This is a genomic window from Pseudomonas sp. H1_D04 (assembly GCF_054683855.1).
The window spans coordinates 6,029,768-6,045,992 of record NZ_CP162826.1 but is presented as its reverse complement, the minus strand read 5'-3'; the positions used below and the strand labels follow the sequence as shown (position 1 = coordinate 6,045,992).

Annotated in this window: 15 protein-coding genes; 7 read left to right on the top strand and 8 right to left on the bottom strand. The window is 59.8% G+C overall.

From position 1 onward, the window contains the following. Positions 1 to 5 precede the first annotated feature (5 nt). Together AB4N82_RS28035 and AB4N82_RS28030 are read right to left on the bottom strand one after the other, a co-directional pair. A complete protein-coding gene (locus tag AB4N82_RS28035) occupies positions 6 to 2,132 on the bottom strand; it encodes a TonB-dependent receptor (protein ID WP_122764320.1) in 2,127 nt (708 codons plus the stop codon). A gap of 95 nt (positions 2,133 to 2,227) precedes the next feature. Next, entirely contained in the window at positions 2,228 to 2,617 is a 390-nt protein-coding gene (locus tag AB4N82_RS28030) for a DUF2946 domain-containing protein (RefSeq protein WP_095185943.1), read from the bottom strand. Positions 2,618 to 2,708: 91 nt separating this feature from the next. Here AB4N82_RS28030 and AB4N82_RS28025 point away from each other — a divergent pair, with 91 nt between their 5' ends. The 4 genes from AB4N82_RS28025 (at position 2,709) to AB4N82_RS28010 (ending at position 6,901) form a co-directional block, all read left to right on the top strand. Then, positions 2,709 to 3,146, top strand: coding sequence for a DUF3995 domain-containing protein (locus AB4N82_RS28025; RefSeq protein ID WP_032885797.1), 438 nt, complete (start codon positions 2,709 to 2,711; stop codon positions 3,144 to 3,146). A 236-nt stretch (positions 3,147 to 3,382) separates the two neighbouring features. Beyond that, a complete protein-coding gene (locus tag AB4N82_RS28020; RefSeq protein ID WP_460103992.1) occupies positions 3,383 to 5,884 on the top strand; it encodes a TonB-dependent siderophore receptor in 2,502 nt (833 codons plus the stop codon). Between the two features lie 148 nt (positions 5,885 to 6,032). Then, positions 6,033 to 6,362, top strand: a complete 330-nt coding sequence (locus AB4N82_RS28015) for a hypothetical protein (protein WP_032885840.1) — start codon at positions 6,033 to 6,035, stop codon at positions 6,360 to 6,362. 95 nt (positions 6,363 to 6,457) lie between these two features. Further along, positions 6,458 to 6,901, top strand: coding sequence for a GNAT family N-acetyltransferase (locus AB4N82_RS28010; protein WP_032885800.1), 444 nt, complete (start codon positions 6,458 to 6,460; stop codon positions 6,899 to 6,901). Positions 6,902 to 7,205: 304 nt separating this feature from the next. Here AB4N82_RS28010 and AB4N82_RS28005 read toward each other — a convergent pair whose 3' ends face one another. After that, positions 7,206 to 8,150 (bottom strand): sensor domain-containing diguanylate cyclase, encoded by a 945-nt coding sequence (locus AB4N82_RS28005; protein ID WP_095185941.1) that lies wholly within the window; start codon positions 8,148 to 8,150, stop codon positions 7,206 to 7,208. A gap of 276 nt (positions 8,151 to 8,426) precedes the next feature. Further along, positions 8,427 to 8,789 carry an NUDIX hydrolase gene (locus AB4N82_RS28000; protein WP_032885802.1) on the bottom strand — a complete coding sequence of 121 codons (363 nt, stop codon included), beginning with the start codon at positions 8,787 to 8,789 and terminating at the stop codon, positions 8,427 to 8,429. Positions 8,790 to 8,915: 126 nt separating this feature from the next. Here AB4N82_RS28000 and AB4N82_RS27995 point away from each other — a divergent pair, with 126 nt between their 5' ends. From AB4N82_RS27995 to AB4N82_RS27985, 3 genes are all read left to right on the top strand, one after another. Beyond that, complete coding sequence (locus tag AB4N82_RS27995) at positions 8,916 to 9,896, top strand: Gfo/Idh/MocA family protein (protein ID WP_122764317.1); 981 nt, start codon at positions 8,916 to 8,918, stop codon at positions 9,894 to 9,896. A 36-nt stretch (positions 9,897 to 9,932) separates the two neighbouring features. Beyond that, positions 9,933 to 10,562 (top strand): ribonuclease T2 family protein, encoded by a 630-nt coding sequence (locus AB4N82_RS27990; RefSeq protein WP_122764316.1) that lies wholly within the window; start codon positions 9,933 to 9,935, stop codon positions 10,560 to 10,562. A gap of 110 nt (positions 10,563 to 10,672) precedes the next feature. Further along, positions 10,673 to 11,260, top strand: a complete 588-nt coding sequence (locus tag AB4N82_RS27985; RefSeq protein ID WP_032885806.1) for a LysE family translocator — start codon at positions 10,673 to 10,675, stop codon at positions 11,258 to 11,260. On the opposite strand, the gene AB4N82_RS27980 is transcribed toward AB4N82_RS27985, so the two are convergent. The 4 genes from AB4N82_RS27980 to AB4N82_RS27965 all read right to left on the bottom strand — a co-directional run bounded on the left by AB4N82_RS27980 (position 11,202) and on the right by AB4N82_RS27965 (position 16,184). Then, entirely contained in the window at positions 11,202 to 12,089 is an 888-nt protein-coding gene (locus tag AB4N82_RS27980) for a helix-turn-helix domain-containing protein (protein ID WP_122764315.1), read from the bottom strand. The genes AB4N82_RS27985 and AB4N82_RS27980 overlap by 59 nt on opposite strands. A 65-nt stretch (positions 12,090 to 12,154) precedes the next feature. After that, positions 12,155 to 14,617, bottom strand: a complete 2,463-nt coding sequence (locus tag AB4N82_RS27975; RefSeq protein ID WP_122764314.1) for a TonB-dependent siderophore receptor — start codon at positions 14,615 to 14,617, stop codon at positions 12,155 to 12,157. 98 nt (positions 14,618 to 14,715) lie between these two features. Continuing rightward, on the bottom strand, positions 14,716 to 15,666 hold the full coding sequence (locus AB4N82_RS27970) for a FecR domain-containing protein (RefSeq protein WP_122764313.1): 951 nt from the start codon (positions 15,664 to 15,666) through the stop codon (positions 14,716 to 14,718). After that, positions 15,663 to 16,184 carry a sigma-70 family RNA polymerase sigma factor gene (locus AB4N82_RS27965; RefSeq protein WP_122764312.1) on the bottom strand — a complete coding sequence of 174 codons (522 nt, stop codon included), beginning with the start codon at positions 16,182 to 16,184 and terminating at the stop codon, positions 15,663 to 15,665. Before AB4N82_RS27965 ends, AB4N82_RS27970 begins: the two co-directional genes overlap by 4 nt. Between the last annotated feature and the right edge of the window lie 41 nt (positions 16,185 to 16,225).

Below are 16,225 nucleotides of genomic sequence, written 5' to 3'. Positions count from 1 at the left end.
GCTGTTTAGAACTTGGTTTGCACCGCCACTTCAAAGGTCCTCGGCGAACCGAGGTAGTAAGCCGGCGATACATGCGCAAACTCGGCATACACCTCATTGGTCAAGTTGCGCACCCGCCCAGTCACCGACGTGTGCGCATCCACGTTGTATCGCAGGAACGTCCCGAACAGGGTGTAGGCAGGGACGGTCATCGTGTTGGCATTATCTGCGTACACCTCGGCGACATACCGCGCATCTACGCCGCCTTGCCAGTCCTCGGCGAAATCATAAGTCATCCACACATTCCCCACGCGCTTGGGCACGTTGGTCGGCGTATTGCCTTTACGCGAAACCACTGCGCCGCTGGCGATTTTCTCGTTGAACTCGTCGTACTCCGCATCCACCCAGGCGAAGTTGCCCTCTGCCAGAAGCTTTGGTGTGATGCGCAGCGAAGTCGCCAGCTCGATGCCCTTGGACGACTGCGCGCCGACCGGGATGCTGGTGGTCGGGTCCTGTGGGTCGGTGACGGCAAAATCCTTGCGCTCAATCCTGTATGCGGCCACGGTCGCCGAGCCACGCCCGTCCAAGTAGTCAAACTTGCTGCCCACTTCCCACTGCTTGCCGGTCGAGACGTCGAACACCTGAGTGGTGGTAGTGGGCTGCTCGGCGGCGGTGCTGTATTGCACGTAGACATTGGCTGAGGGGATGAACTGGTACGTCAGGCCCACGCGGCCTGTCACCGGCTCCCAACGGCGCTTGAAGTGCCGTGGGTTAGTAGCCGTGACAACGCGGTGGTTGGTCACATCCAGGTCGATGGCGTCGTAACGCAGGCCGCTGAGCAGCGAGAGTTTATCGGTTAGGCCCAGTCGGTTTTCCACGAACAGTGCTTTGGTGGTGACTTCATTAGTCTTGTCCTTACCGAACTTTTCCTGGGTTCGCGGGATGTCGTAGAAGTGCCCGGGATTGAAGTCGTTTGGATCCACCGTGCTGTTACCCGGCATATTCCAGGGCGTGCTGGTGGTGCTGTTGACCTTGTACTCAAAGCCGCCGGACCAAGTGGTCGACAGGCCGAACAAGCTGTCGTCATGGCGCAGCTCGAACTGGTTGCCGTTCTGTTCGCCTTGATGGCGCACTTGGTAGGCTGTGGACCGGTTCACCGCGCTGTTATTGGTGGTGTACTGGTAGGTCTCCAGGTTGCGGTAGTCGCGCTGGCTGTCGAGGTGGTAGAGGGTGTTTTTCAGCGTGGTGCTGTCGTTGATCCGGTAGTCGATGATCGAGCGTGCCCACAGCGTGCGCTGTTCATAACGACCGTCTGCCACGTTGTAGTTGTTGAAGCGGTTGTGTGTGTCGATCTTCAGCTCGCCGGCCTTGGGGTTGAGCACCGGTGTACCCCAATACGGGCTGTCTTCGTGTTCATCCTGATACTCCAGGGCCAGGGTGTGTGACAGGTCGGGAGTGAGGTCACTGAGCAGGGAAAACGCCAGGCTCCAGGCATCGCGCTGAGCGCGGTCGATGTAGCTGTGATTGGTATTGCGGCTGACATCCAGGCGCGCATAGTGCTGCATCTCGGCACCCGGTTCGGTCAACGCTTGGTTCACGCCAAAAGCCATGCCGGCCGTGTCGTAGCTGCCATAGGTCAGTTGGCCTTCGGCGGCTTGATCCTCACGGGTCGCCAACTTGGTGACGTAGTTCAGTGAGCCGCCCACGGAGCCAGCGCCGTTGATCAAGGAGGAGGGGCCGCCGACCAGTTCCACCCGGTCATAGATCCACGCATCCACGGGACGCGCCAGGCCGGTGGCGACGTTGATCCCATTGAACATTTGGGTGATCTGGCTGCTGGTAAATCCACGATAAGACACAAACCCACCGAAACCCGGCGGTGCGCTGGCGTTGACGCCGGGCAGGGTGTTGGCTGCATCGCGGAAGGTCTTGGCGCCATGACGCTCGATATCGTTGCGATTGGCTATGGCCACCGACGCCGGGGTTTCCCGCACGCTCAATCCCAAGCGCGAAGCCACGCCGCTGGACTGATCCAGGGACAGGCCAGGCTCGGCAGTTGATTCTCCATCAATGGTGGTCGGGGCCAGCTCAATGGCCCAGGCGCAGACAGGCAGGCAGCCGAACAGGCCCGCCAACAGGGGTAAATGTTTCATGATTGAATCCTGAAAAACTTGGCTTGAAAGCAACGCACAGCCGTCCGTATCTCCTTGGAAAAACGGTGGCCGGTGCAGATCGGAAAGCGAAGGGATCAGGCGAAGGCAGGAGGCGCGCGCGGGTTAGCCGCGGGCCAGGTGAAGCGAGCAGGGATGTCGGCGGCCAGCACAATGGCCGGCGGTGGCGCATGGGGTTGCGGCAACACCGCCACATTCAGGCTGGAACTGAGCGCCGGTCCCATCCCGCCGGAGGAGCACAGCGGACAACCAAACGCCTTGGACAGCGTGGGCAGGTTCTCATCGGTGGAGTTGGACGGCTGGGGCGCCTGGGTACGCGGGTCCACGGTACAGAACTGACCGCCGATGCCATTGAGCTGCATCCCCACCATCTGCCCATGACCAATACTGCAGACGAACACATTGAACAGGACGCAGCAATACAGCATCCAGGCAATGAGCGAGCGGTCGGCACGGGCGAATTTCATGGGGCGGCACTTTAGCATCAGCTGCCGACGAAATGCCTGCAAAAAATCTCTGGGCGACTATCCTGTTTCGCACCTTTAAGGAGAGCCAGCCATGAGCTTTGTCATCGCGCGGTGGATTGTCGGCATTTTTACCTGCATCAGCATGGTCCACCTGTACTGGGCGGCGGGAGGAAAACTCGGCAGCCTCGCCGCCATCCCCCAACTCCCCGGCGAATTCGCCAGCGGGCCACGCCCGGCGTTTAAACCGTCGGCATTGGGCACTTTTCTGGTGGCGATGGGGCTGGTGGCGATTGCGCTGCTCGTGTGTCTTCGGGCTGGGCTTTATTTCTCGCCAGTGTCCCATGGGGCATTGCAGTGGGGGATCAGCGCGATTGCCTTGGTGATGTTTGCCAGGGCGATTGGGGACTCGGAGTTGGTCGGGTTTTTCAAGAAAGTCAGTGGGTCGCGGTTTGCGAGTATGGACACGTGGTTTTATTCGCCTTTGTGCCTGGCGTTGGGGGTAGGGTTGTTGGTGGTGGCGTGGGGGTGATGGACGGATCGCTTTTTCAGATCCCTGGATCATGACTGGATGAAGTACCAGTTTTGAACCAGAGGAATTCGTGGGAGCCCACCCATGTCTCGGCAGAGGACTACACAAAAACGCGATCCAACTGATTGCATCAGTACACGGGGAAAACTTTCTCAAATAAAAAACGATCTCATTCCTGCCCGATTTGCGGACATGGCCGTCATGGTTAATAGAACTTCTATTACGCAGGATTTCCCATGTCGCGCCTCGCTCGTCCCTTGCATCCACTGGCTCTGTCAGTGGCGATGGCTTTTGCCGCAGTGCCGTTGCTGAATGTCCAATCCGCCTTTGCCGAAGAAAGCAGCCGCGCTGTGCGTAGCTTCCAGATCCCGGCCGGTGACTTGAGCCAGGCCCTCAATAGCCTGGCCGAGCAGGCGGGGCTGGTCTTGGCCTTTGATGCAAGCTTGACTCGGGGCAAGCGTAGCAATGGCTTGAGCGGGCAATACGACACCGATGTGGCCCTGAACCAACTGCTGGCCGGCAACGGCCTGCAAGCCTTGAAGATTTCCGCCGACCGCTACCGCCTGGAAGCCATCCCGGATAACGGCGGCGCCATGGAGTTGCAGCCCACCACCATCAGCGCTGCCTACCAGGCTGAAAGCCCCACTGGGCCGGTGTCCGGCTATGTGGCCACGCGCAGCCTGTCGGGAACCAAGACCGACACCGCGCTGATTGAAACCCCGCAGTCGATCTCCATCGTGACCAGAGACCAGATGCGTGCGCAGAACGCCGAGAGCCTCAACCAGATCCTGCGCTACAGCGCCGCCGTGGTCCCGGAAACCCGTGGCGCTACCGCCTCGCGTCTGGACCAATTGACCATCCGCGGGTTCGCTCCGGCCACCTACCTTGATGGCCTGCGGATGCCATCGAGTCGTGATGCCTTGCCGCAAAAAGACGCCTTCGACCTGGAGCGTGTTGAAGTGCTGCGTGGTCCGGCGTCGGTGCTCTACGGTCAAGGCACACCGAGCGGGGTAATTAACATGGTCACCAAGCGCCCGCTGGACACGCCGTTTCATGAAGTGGGCGTCGAATACGGCACCTTCGACAAGAAACGCACCACCTTCGATTTGAGCGGGCCGATAGACGATCAGGGCGTGTACTCCTACCGTGTTGCCGGACTTTTCGACGATGCCGATGGTCAGGTTGAACACACCGAGACCCGCCGCCAGTCGCTGTCGACCGCGTTCACCTGGCGCCCGGACGATGCCACGTCGCTGACGCTGCTCGGGCATTTTCAAAAGGACCCCAAGGGCGCGTCCTACGGATCAGTGCCCGCCTGGGGCTCGGTATTGCACAGCCCAACCGGGCGCAGCATTGATGTGGATTTCTACGACGGTGAAAAGAACTTTGAGAAGAGCGACCGCGAGTATTACTCCATCGGCTACGCCTTCGAACATCACTTCGATGACGTGTGGACCGTACGCCAAAACGCGCGTTACCTGCGCAGTGAAGGCCAATACCGTAGCCTCTACAGCAACTACCTGCTGACGGATTATCGGACTATCCGCCGTTCGACTATCGCTACTGATGTGGACATGGACGCTTATACCCTCGACAACCAGGTCCAAGCCAAATTCGACACGGGCCCGTTGCAGCACACCTTGCTGATGGGGCTCGATTATCAGAACACCAGCACCGACACCCTGTCCGGCTCAGGCACCTACACTGCTGGGCCAACCCTGGATATTTTCAACCCGGTCTACGGCGCAGCCGTTACGGTACCGGCGTACACCACCGACGGCACGTCGCATAGCGAACAGACCGGCGTCTACCTGCAAGAGCAGATGAAGTGGGATAAGTGGGTGTTGCTGCTGGGTGGTCGTTATGACTGGGCCAGCACCGAGAGCAGCACCAAAACTCTTCGCACGGGCGTCAAGAGTCAATCCTCGCTGGACAGCAAGGCCTTCACCGGTCGTGTCGGCCTGGTCTATCTCTTCGATAATGGCCTGGCGCCGTATGCCAGCTATTCGGAATCCTTCAACCCGCAGTCGGGCACCGGGTATGGCGGCTCGGTGTTCAAGCCGACCGAAGGTAAACAGTATGAAATCGGCATCAAATACCAGCCGCCGGGCAGTAACAGCTTTATCACGGCGGCGATATTTGACCTGCGCCAGAGCAACGTACTGACGACCGATCCGGACCCGACGCACCTGTGCGGTACCGGTCGTTGCCAGAGCCAGGACGGCGAAGTGCAATCCCGTGGTTTTGAGTTGGAAGGCAAGGCCAGCCTCAATGACAATTTGGACATCACTGCGGCGTACGCGTACCTGGATAACCGCATCAGCAAGTCCAACAATACCGTGCGCTATGCACCCATCAGCGACATCGGCGTAGGCCCGGCCATCAACGCAGAGGGCACCACCACTTACGCGGTTCCGCGTCACACCGCCTCGGCGTGGGCGGACTACACCTTCCATGACGGCAACCTCAAGGGTTTTGGTGCCGGCGCCGGTGCGCGTTATGTCGGCTCTTCGTGGGGCGATACGGCTAACACCCTGAAAGTACCGGGCTACACCTTGTTCGATGCGGCGGTGCACTACGACATCAAGAACATCGTCAACCTCAAGGACAACCTGCGCCTGGCGCTGAACGCTACCAACCTGGCGAATAAAGAGTATGTCGCGTCGTGCTATTCCTACTCGTGGTGCTGGTATGGCTCGCAGCGCACGGTGCAGGCGAGTGCGACTTATCAGTGGTGACTGCCTGCAACGTTGTAATGGGTGAACGCTGTGAGGCGAGCGTGCTCGCCAACAACCCGTTCACTCGATAAGGCAATTTAATGGCCCCTTTGTAACAAAATTCTCGCCAGAATCGCTTTTATTTTCAGGTGGTTAGGCGGGGATGCAAATGCGCAATGTTGGAATCATGCTGATCGCCTGCTCCCTGGCAGGGGGCGCGGCTGTCGTGCAGGCACGGGAGCTGCGCGAGGGTGACAAGTACATGTGCAGTTGGGGCGCTGGCACCGCTGCCAGGGCCCAGGAACTCAAGCTGTCGGGGGTGTCGTTGTACGCCGCTCGGCAGAAGATCCAGACCCTCAAGTTCAACAAATCCTGGATGCGCATGATGGCCATGGGCATCACCGAACAGACCTACGACAGCCGTTCACGCCTCAAGCCGGAGGCGATCCGCCAAAGCTTCTACCAGGACTGCGTACGCTACAAAGTGGCGCGTAAATAGGCCTCGGCCACCAGCACTCGGCTTACAAAACCATCCCAACCCCTGGCTTCTCATTTGTCTACAATTGCGCCTTTATCCAAGGACAGGGAGCCAGTATGCAAACCACTATCCGGGTAGCGACGCAGGACGATGTCGCCACGCTCTTCGCCATCCGTACGTCTGTGGTGCAAAACCATTTGAGCGTTGCGCAGATGGCCGACCTGGGCATTACGCCCCAAGTTCTGGCCGAGAGCATTCGTGACGCGCCCTGTGCATGGATCGCTGAGGTAGACGGTCAACCTGCAGCCTTTGCGATGGTCGACCTGGCCGAAGGCGAAGTGTTTGCGATGTTCGTACTGCCGACTCACGAGCGTCTCGGCCTCGGTCGGAAACTGATGGCTGTTGCCGAAGCCGTGTTGTTTGAACACCACACCACACTGTTTCTGATCACCGACGGGCGTGACCACATTCGTGCAAATGGTTTTTACCAACGCCTGGGCTGGTCGAAAGTAGGGCAGGTTGAGTGTGACGACGTGCGCTACGAAAAAAACAGGGTGTAATCACGCGTGGACCCATCTAAGGATGCGTCGTTATTTTTATTAATAACCCTTTTTTATAAGTGGAAATATACCCGGTAGTTGCACCAAAAAGTGGCACTTGTATCCGTCACTACCCTAAAAAACATGTGGTTATTGAAGGACTTACAACACTTCCAATCCGACGAAAGGATTGAAATAGTCTTGTTACACGTTTTTACAGTCGTTACTATAGCCGGGCGTTCACCTCCCACGGTTTATGCATTTTTAAATCCCAAGTTTCCATCAGCTACTTGGGATTTTTTTTGCCCGCGATTTGACCTCCGCGTCAAACTTCACCCTCGGCAAACTCCGCGCGCATCCGTCCATTGCGTTTGGCCTGGTAGAGCAATTTATCGACACCCTCGACAAATTCCAGCATCGGACTATCTGGTGTGACGATACGTGTACCGACGCCCAGGCTCATGGTCAGCAGGTTCGACACCGCCGAAAAACCATGCTCGATCTGCTGCTGGCAGATCAGGTGCAGGCAACGTCGTGCTACCTGTTTGGCCGACGCCGCGTCGGTTTCCGGTAGTAGCCATACAAACTCTTCACCGCCGATCCGCGCGATGAAATCCCGTGGCCGGTTGGCTGCCAGCGACAGGGTACGTGCGACCTGGCGCAAGCATTCGTCGCCCTTGATATGGCCGTAGTGATCGTTGTACTGCTTGAAAAAATCGATATCCAGGATGATCAACGACAGCGGCAACTGGCTGCGCTGGGCGCTGGCCCATTCGCGCTCAAGCACGGTGTCGAACATGCGTCGGTTGGCGATGCCGGTCAGGCCGTCCTGGTAGGAATATTCCTCAAGTTGCTTTTGCAGGCGTACCAAGTGCTCTTCGGTTTTCTTGCGTTCGCTGATATCGAACATGAAGCCGATCAGGGCTTCGACCTCGCCGTCCTTGCGCACCACGTGCACCACGTCACGAATCCACACGTAGTCGCCGTTGACCGTCAGTGCCCGGTAATCCGCCTCGTGGTCCACGCCGGCGCGGGACTGCGACACACAGAAATTCACCACGTATTCACGGTCATCCGGGTGCATGCGCTCGACCCAGTCGTCCACGCTGACCCAGCTCTGCGGGGTCCAGCCCAGCAATGTTTCGATCTGCGGGCCGATGTAGCTGAACGTCATGGTTTGCCAATCGATACGCCAGGGGATGGCTTTGGTCGACTCCAACAGCGTTCGGTATACGTCACTGTCGGGCTGGCTTGGGTGATCGATGCTCATGGGAGTGCTCGGGGATGATGGCGAATAGCCAAGAGCCTCTTTTGATCGTCGCTTGGAGTCAAGCGTAAGCCGAGGCAGCAGACGAGAGGTCGTGAAAGAGGCTTTTTGGCGCGGGTGTTTCGGCGTTTTCGCTACAAATAGACGCTGGATTTTTGAACACTGACAGTACCGTTGGTGCAGGCAGCCGCTGCCGCGTTCGTCAAATCCTTTGTCGAACGGCAGAGAGCAAATGGCTTGGTGATACGAGGGGTGTTGGCCAGCGACCAGAGCGTCGATTTACAGGCGGCGTAGAAAGGATTTGACGATGTGTTTGGTGGCGTCGGTGGTGTCCAACTGGTCGAGCGCGCCATAAGCGTGCCACTGGCAGTCGACAATCTCGTTACAGGGTCGCGCGTCCGCGATGTTCACCACTGACGCTTCGAACACATGATGCAGCGTGTCGCGGGCTTTGAGTTCCTGCAGATAGAGCAGGCCGTCCACGTTCAATCCGGTTTCTTCTTCCAGCTCGCGTTCGGCGGCGCCCACCGGGCGTTCGTCGCGTTCGACCTTGCCACCCGGCAACGCCCATTTTGATCTGGCCTTGCGCACGAAGAGGATATGCCCCTCGTGTTCGCATATGACCGTTGCCCTGATTTTCATCGTTTGTGTCCCGCAGCGGCATGAATGTCATAAAAGTGTAATGCAATTGTCATGCTAAGTGGTTATGGCGCGCAGGGATGGGTATGTGGATACTGCCCGACTGAACAAAACGCACGAGGGAAACAGATGAGCACCGTACGTTGGGGCATGATCGGCTGTGGCAGTGTCACTGAATTGAAGAGTGGGCCCGCTTTCTACAAAGCGCCAGGTTCGGCCCTGGTGGCCGTGATGGGGCGTCGCGAGGCCGCCGTGCGCGATTATGCAACACGCCATGGCATTGCCCGTTCCTATACCGACGCCCAGGCGCTGATCAACGACCCCGAGGTGGACGCGGTCTACATCGCCACACCGCCCGACAGCCACTTGGAATACAGCCTGATGGTGGCCGCGGCCGGCAAGCATTGCTGCGTCGAGAAACCCATGGCGCTGAATGCCGAGCAAAGCGCATTGATGCAACGTACCTTCGAGCGTGCCGGGCTGCATTTGTTTGTCTCCTACTACCGCCGTTCGCTGCCGCGCTTTCAGCAAGTTCGCGATTGGCTGCGGGATGGGCGCATCGGCGAGCTGCGTCAGCTTACCTGGACCCTGTGCAAACCACCGGCTGCCGAGGACGCCAGCGCCGCCAACTGGCGCACCGACCCGCTGATCGCGGGTGGCGGCTACTTTGCCGACCTGGCCAGCCACGGTTTTGACCTGTTCCAGTACCTGGCCGGGGATATCGTCGAGGTGTCCGGTTTTACCGCACGCCAGGCAGGTCGCTATGTGGCCGAGGACGCGGTTACAGCTTGCTGGACCTTCAGCTCGGGCGCGCTGGGCATGGGTTGCTGGAACTTTGTTGCCGACCGACGGGAAGACAACGTCGAGCTGATCGGCAGTAAGGGGCGCATTACGTTTGCCGTTTTCGAAGACCAACCGCTGCGCCTTGAAGGCGAGACCAACGAAGTGCTGGACGTGCCGTGCCACGCGCATATCCAGTGGCACCACGTGTTGGCCATGAACGCGCATATCCGTGGTGAAGCCGAGCATCCTTCGCTGGCCATCGAGGCATTGAAAACCGACCGGATTCTGGACAAGGCGCTACAGCGCAACCCCCATCATCCCGGCTAGATGCGATATACGTGTTTTTTCTCAAGGAATAGACGGATGAGATACTGGATGGTGTTGTGCCTTGTGTTCGCTACAGGCGCAATGGCGGCCCCAAGAAGTCAGGGCACGCCTGGAGAGTTTGATTTCTACGTGTTGTCGCTGTCATGGTCGCCGACGTTTTGCCTGACGCACCCGGATAACGAACAGTGTTCAGGTAAAGGCTACGGTTTTGTGCTTCACGGTCTGTGGCCGCAATACGCGAAGGGCGGGTGGCCGGCGTCCTGTGATTCCCAGTCACGCTTGTCTCGCGAAGAGATGGACAAGGGCGCGGCGCTGTTTCCCACGCGTTCCCTGCTCAAGCACGAATGGGCCAAGCACGGTACTTGCAGTGGGCTGGATCCAATGGCGTATCTGGAAAAGACCGATGTGGCACTGGGTGTTGTCGCCATTCCGCCGCAACTGCAACCGTTCAATACACCGCCTTCGTTGCCTGTCCGTGAGATCGAGGCGTTGTTTCGCGAGAGCAACCCGCGCATGGGCAATCATGGGTTGGCCGTGATCTGCAAAGGCAAGGTGCTGTCGGAAGTGCGCGTCTGCCTGACCAAGGAGCTGGCGTTCGCCGGCTGCCCGCGCAGTGTGAAAACCCAATGCCGGGAGGGCGATATCCGCATTCCTGCGCAGCGCTGAGGCAGCCTCGCCACGAGACTGGGGGCCAGGGTGATTTTGTTCAATACCGTTTCGGCTCGGCCTTATACCGTGGATCCCTCTTTATGCATCACCATAAAAAGGGATCCGCAATGAGCTTGATTATTTCCATGGCCGCCTTCGCTCTGGCCACCTCTATCACACCGGGACCGGTCAATGTCGTGGCCCTGAGTTCCGGCGCTCGGTTCGGTTTTGCCGCCAGCCAGAAACACGTGTTCGGCGCTGCCGTCGGCTTCACCCTGCTGTTGGTGCTGATCGGCCTGGGCCTGCATGAAGTGTTGGTGCGCTGGCCAATCCTGACCCAATTGATTCAATGGGGCGGCGTGGCCTTTTTGCTGTACATGGCCTGGAAACTGGCCGTCGATGATGGCCGTCTGGACGCCGAGGGCACCGCCACTGCGCCATCAATGCTTTACGGCGCGATTATGCAATGGCTCAACCCCAAGGCCTGGCTGGCTTGTGTGGCGGGAATGGGCCTGTTCGTGGCCGATGGCGACGCCGGTCAGGTGTGGCTGTTTGCAAGCCTCTACCTGGTGATCTGTTACCTGTCGGTGGCGTGCTGGGCCTATGCGGGCACCTTCCTGCGCCGCTACTTGAGTAACCCTCAGGGCGTGCGCGTGTTCAACCGCTCAATGGCCGCGTTGCTGGTGGCCAGTGTGGGTTATTTGCTGATGGCTTGAGCCGGTCGCGGTACTGGCCGGGCGTGGCGGCGAAGTGCTGTTTGAAGGCACGCTGGAAATGCGCTTGGTCGGCAAAGCCTGCGGCCAGGGCCACATCGGCGATCAGTTCGCCCTGGCGTAGTTGGCTGCGGGCAAACTGGATACGCTCATTGACCACAAACGCATGGGGCGTCAGCCCGTAATACTGCTTGAACGCGCGGATCAGGTAAGACGGCGACAGCTCGGCCGCCTGGCAAATATCTTCCAGTTTCAACGCAAGGGTGCAGTGCGCGCGGATGAATTCGGCGGCGCGTTCCAGCTTGTGGTTCACCTCCCGCACTGGCGTAAGCGATGGGTTCAGGCGCTGCTGAACTTCACTGAAATAACTGATCAGTGCACTTTGCTTTTGCAGCAGTTCGGCCTGTTCGTCCACCAATGTGCTGTACAGCGCCAACAGGCCGCTGAACAACACCGGGTCACGGGTATGGGGCGTATTGAATGGCCGGTAACCCTGTTCGGTACTGAAGCCCAGTTGGTATTGCAGGTTCGTGAGCCACGGGGTATCGAGGTAGAGCATATGGTAGGACCAATGCTCGTTCTCAATAGGGTTGCAGGCATGCACGTCGCCAGGGTTCATCAATACCACCGTGCCGACGCTGATCTGGAAGGTCTCGGCGCCGTAGTGGTAATAGCTGCGTCCGGTGGTGATCGCGCCGATAGAAAAATGCTCATGGGCGTGACGGGTGTAAGTGACCTTGCGCCCGTCGGCGATGGTCCGCGCTTCTATGAACGGCAAGCGCTCGTCACGCCAGAAGCGGGGCGAGTGTGTCACGCAAGTGTCCGGTGACATAGCGGTGGCTCCATCCCTTGGAAGAACGAGGGATGATCATTACACACGCCGCCAATGGCGTCAGCTTAGAAGTCCCACTTGGTCGCCAGCTGCAGGCTGCGCGGTTCGCCGTAGAATCCAGTGCCGAAGTTGCCGAGGCCCGTGTAGTACTTTTTGTCGAACAGGTTCTTCACGTTCAACGTGGTGCTCAGGTGCTCGTTGAAGCGGTAGCGCGCCATCAGGTCTACCAGGTAGTAGCTGTCCTGGGTGATGCGCGAGTCGTGGCCGAAGTTGACGGTATCGCTCGGATCGGGCTGGAACACGTTGCCGAAGAACGCGCTCTGCCAGTTCACGCCACCGCCCACGGTGACATTTTCCAGTGCGCCGGGCAGGCGATAGGAACTGAACAGGCGCACCACTTGCTGTGGCGTGGTGGTCTGCAGCACCGAGCTGTACACGTAGCCGTCATCGGCATCGCGGGTGTGCTGGTAGGTGTAGCCGGCGGCGATATTCCAGCCGTCCAGCACCTCGCCCGACAGTTCGGCTTCAAAGCCCTTGGTGGTCGCGCCGGCGATGGGGCGGTAAATCGAGTCGGTATCGAAGCCTGAGACATACTCGGCCACGTTGTCCTGTTCGATGCGGAACGCGGCGAAGCTGGCGTTCAAGCGACCGTCGTAGAACGAGGCCTTGAGCCCGGCTTCGTAGGTTTGGCCTTCCACTGGGTCGAGCAATTTGCGGTCAGCGTCTTTGCTGGTTTGTGGTCGGTAGATTTGGGTGTAGCTGGTGTACACCGACCAGGTGTCGTTGAGGTCATAGACGATCCCGGCGTACGGCGTGACCACGCCACTCTGGTGGTAGGTGGTGCGGTTGTCGGTCTGGGTCGGGTCGTAGAAGTCGGTGCTGTCGGTGCCGCTGAAATTGCTCACGCGGGTGCCGAGAATCACCGATAGGTCATCGGTGGGCTTCAGGCGAGTGGCCAGGTAGGCACCCGTCTGGCGTTGCACGATATCGTTCTGGCCACTGCGTGGGATGTTCGGTTTGGCGTATTCACCTTGCCAGTCGAAGATGCTGCCGCCCACGCCGGGGTAGATCGAGCCGTACACCGGCACGTCCTGTTTCGAGCGTGTGGCCATGAAGCCCATGATCAACTCATGCTCGCGGCCGAACAGGCTGAACGGTCCACTGAGATTAACGTCCAGGGTGTTCTGCACCTGGTCGCCCTTGTACTTGCCCATGAACATGTACATGCCGTCGCCGGTGACCGGGTCCGGGTTGCCGCCGCTGGCGGAGGCCAAAAGAGTGTCGTGCTGGCTGCGTTTGCGGTCGAGACTGACTTTGAGCGACCAGTCATTGGCCAGTTTGTGCTGTACCGAGGCGAAGAGCGTCTGGTTTTGGAAGTCACGGCGGCTCCAGTCGGCAGCCGGGTTGAACGAGCGCGAGAAATTCGTGCGCGAGCCGTCGCTGAAGTACATCGGGAAACCGGTCCAACTGGCGCCGCGCGAGCGAGTGTTCTGCTGGTCGATGCCAAAGGTCAGCAGGGTGTCGGGCGTCAGGTCCGCTTCCAGGATGCCGTAGGCGATGTCCTTGGTGTTCTGGTAATGGTCCAGGTAGGACTGGCGGTCCTGATACACGCCGACAAAGCGCCCGCGTACATTGCCAGACTCGGTCAAAGAGCCGGAGATATCGCCTTCGGTGCGGTAGTTGTCCCAAGAGCCGAACGTCTGGGTGACCGAGGCCTTGAAGTCCTTGGTGGGCTTTTTGCGGATCAGGTTGACGGTGGCGGACGGGTCGCCGGAGCCGCTTAACAGGCCAGCCGAACCTTTGATGATTTCCAGGTGGTCGTACACCGCCATGTCGGTGCTGGTGGTGCCGTAGTCGTACACGCCGTCGTAGGTGGAGTTGACGCCGTCGTACTGGAAATTGGTGATCGGCAGGCCACGGCTGGAGAACTCCCAGCGCTCGCTGTCGTAGTTCTGCACGCTCACGCCAGGGGCGCGGCGCAGGGTATCGGCAATGCTATTGGAACCCTGATCGTCCATCTGCTGGCGGGTGATCACGGTGACCGATTGCGGGGTTTCACGCATTGATAACGGTAGACCGGTGGCCGAGGCCATCGAGCCTGTGGTGTAGGAGTGGGTGTCTTCAGTGGTAGCGCCCAAGTCCTGGCCAGAAATGGTGGTAGCGCCCAGCTCCAGGGCCCCGGTGCTGGCCGGGATCAGTTCCAGCACGTAGCCATTGTTGCCCTGGGGCAGGGCCTGCAAGCCGCTGCCTTGCAGCACGTGTTGCAAGCCACTGGCGGCGGTGTAGTTGCCCGACAGGCCAGGGCTGGTCTTGCCTGCGGCCAGGCTGTTGTGGCCGGCAATGAAAATGCCCGACTGCTCGGCAAAGCGGTTCAGCACACTGATCAGCGAACCAGCAGCGATGCGGTAGCTGCGCGTGGTCTCCTGGGTCGAAGGCGATTCGGCGGCATGCACCACCGGCACACCGAGGCAAAACAGTGAAGTGGCCAGCGCCAATGGGCGCAGCGCGAAGCGAGCAGGTTGCGACATGAATGTTTCCCTTTGGATCAAGTCGATCGGCGAATTGAAAGCGTCTACAGGGTTAACCGAACGAGTTTTGAAAAAGGGAACTGGCGGCGGGGAAAAACTTACCGTGGGCCGACGGTGACCCACCATGGCATCAGCCGATCGACCCGAACCGGCAGCGCGGCTTGCAGCAGATGCAGGGCGTGGTCACTGTCCATCAGCGGGAATGAACCCATCACCGGCAAGTGCGCCACCGCCGGGTCACAGCCCAGGTGGCCGGGGCGATAGCGGTTGAGCTCGGCCACCAACTGGCCCAGGGGCAAATTGTCGGCCAGCAGCACGCCACGGCTCCAGGCTTCACGCGCGGGGGATACCGCGGTGGTTGGGTTGAAGCCATCGCGGTTGAACGCGATTTGCTGGCCGGCGTCGATGATGCGCACCTGCTGGCTGGCGGTGCGCACGTGCACCCGGCCCTCAAAGACGTTGAGCTCAGTGTGGTCTTCGCCTTGCAACACACTGAAGTGAGTGCCCAGGGCCTGCAGGCGGCCGTGTTCGGTGTCTACCAGGAAGGGCCGGCCGGCGTCCTTGGCCGTATCAATCAGCACTTCGCCAAAGCGCAGGTGCAACAGGCGTTGCAGGGGATCGAAGCGTACATCCAGCGCGCTCAGGGCGTTGAGCCATACATGACTGCCATCGGCCAGCACGGCATCGCGGGTCTCGCCGCTGCCGGTGGCGTAGTCGGCGCTCCAGCCGCCCACCAGCCGGGGCAGAGCGGTGTTGCGCCAAGTGCCCCACGCCAGGGTTGAACCGGCACACAACGCCAGTAATGTTTTGAGTGTCTGGCGCCGCGAACTGCGCAAGGCGCGGCTGGCGCTCGGGGCTTGGTCCATCAGCGGCGCGAAACGCTGGCTGACGCGCTCCACATACTGCCAGGCCGCCAGATGCTCCGGGTTCTGCGCCATCCAGGCCTGCCAGCGTTGCTGCTCCTGGGCGCTGCCTTGGTCCTGCAGGCGCACGTACCAGTGCGCGGCCTGTTCCAGGCTGGCATGGCTGAGCTTGCCGGGGGTATTCATTGCACCAGCATCCCATCCAGCTCGGCTTCGAGGATCGCGCAATGCAGCAAGGCCTGGGCCATGTATTTCTTGACCATGCGTTCGCCCACGCCCAGTTGCTCGCCAATGGCTTTGTAGGGCAGGCCATGCAGTTGGGCCAGCAGGAATGCTTCGCGAACCTTGCTCGGCAGGCGGGCGAGCATGGCGTCCACTTCGTAGAGGGTTTCGACGATGATTGCCCGCTGTTCCAGCGACGGCTGGGTACTTTCGGGACGCAGGGCGAGGCTATCGAGCCAGGCTCTTTCCAGTTGGCGACGTCGCCAATGGTCGATGCACAAACCACGGGCGATGGTGGCCAGGTAGGAGCGCTGGCGCGCGTGATCGGTCTCGGTCGGTGGGCGGCTGAGTAGGCGGATAAAGGTTTCGTGGGCCAGGTCGGCGGCATCCCAGCGGTCGTTCAGGCGTCTGCGCAACAGACCGAGCAGCCAGCCGTGGTGGGTGCCGTAGAGGTGGGTGAAGGAGGTCGACACACTAGCCATCCAGCGCGAGAGAAACGGTGTAAATAAGAATTGGTCGCGAT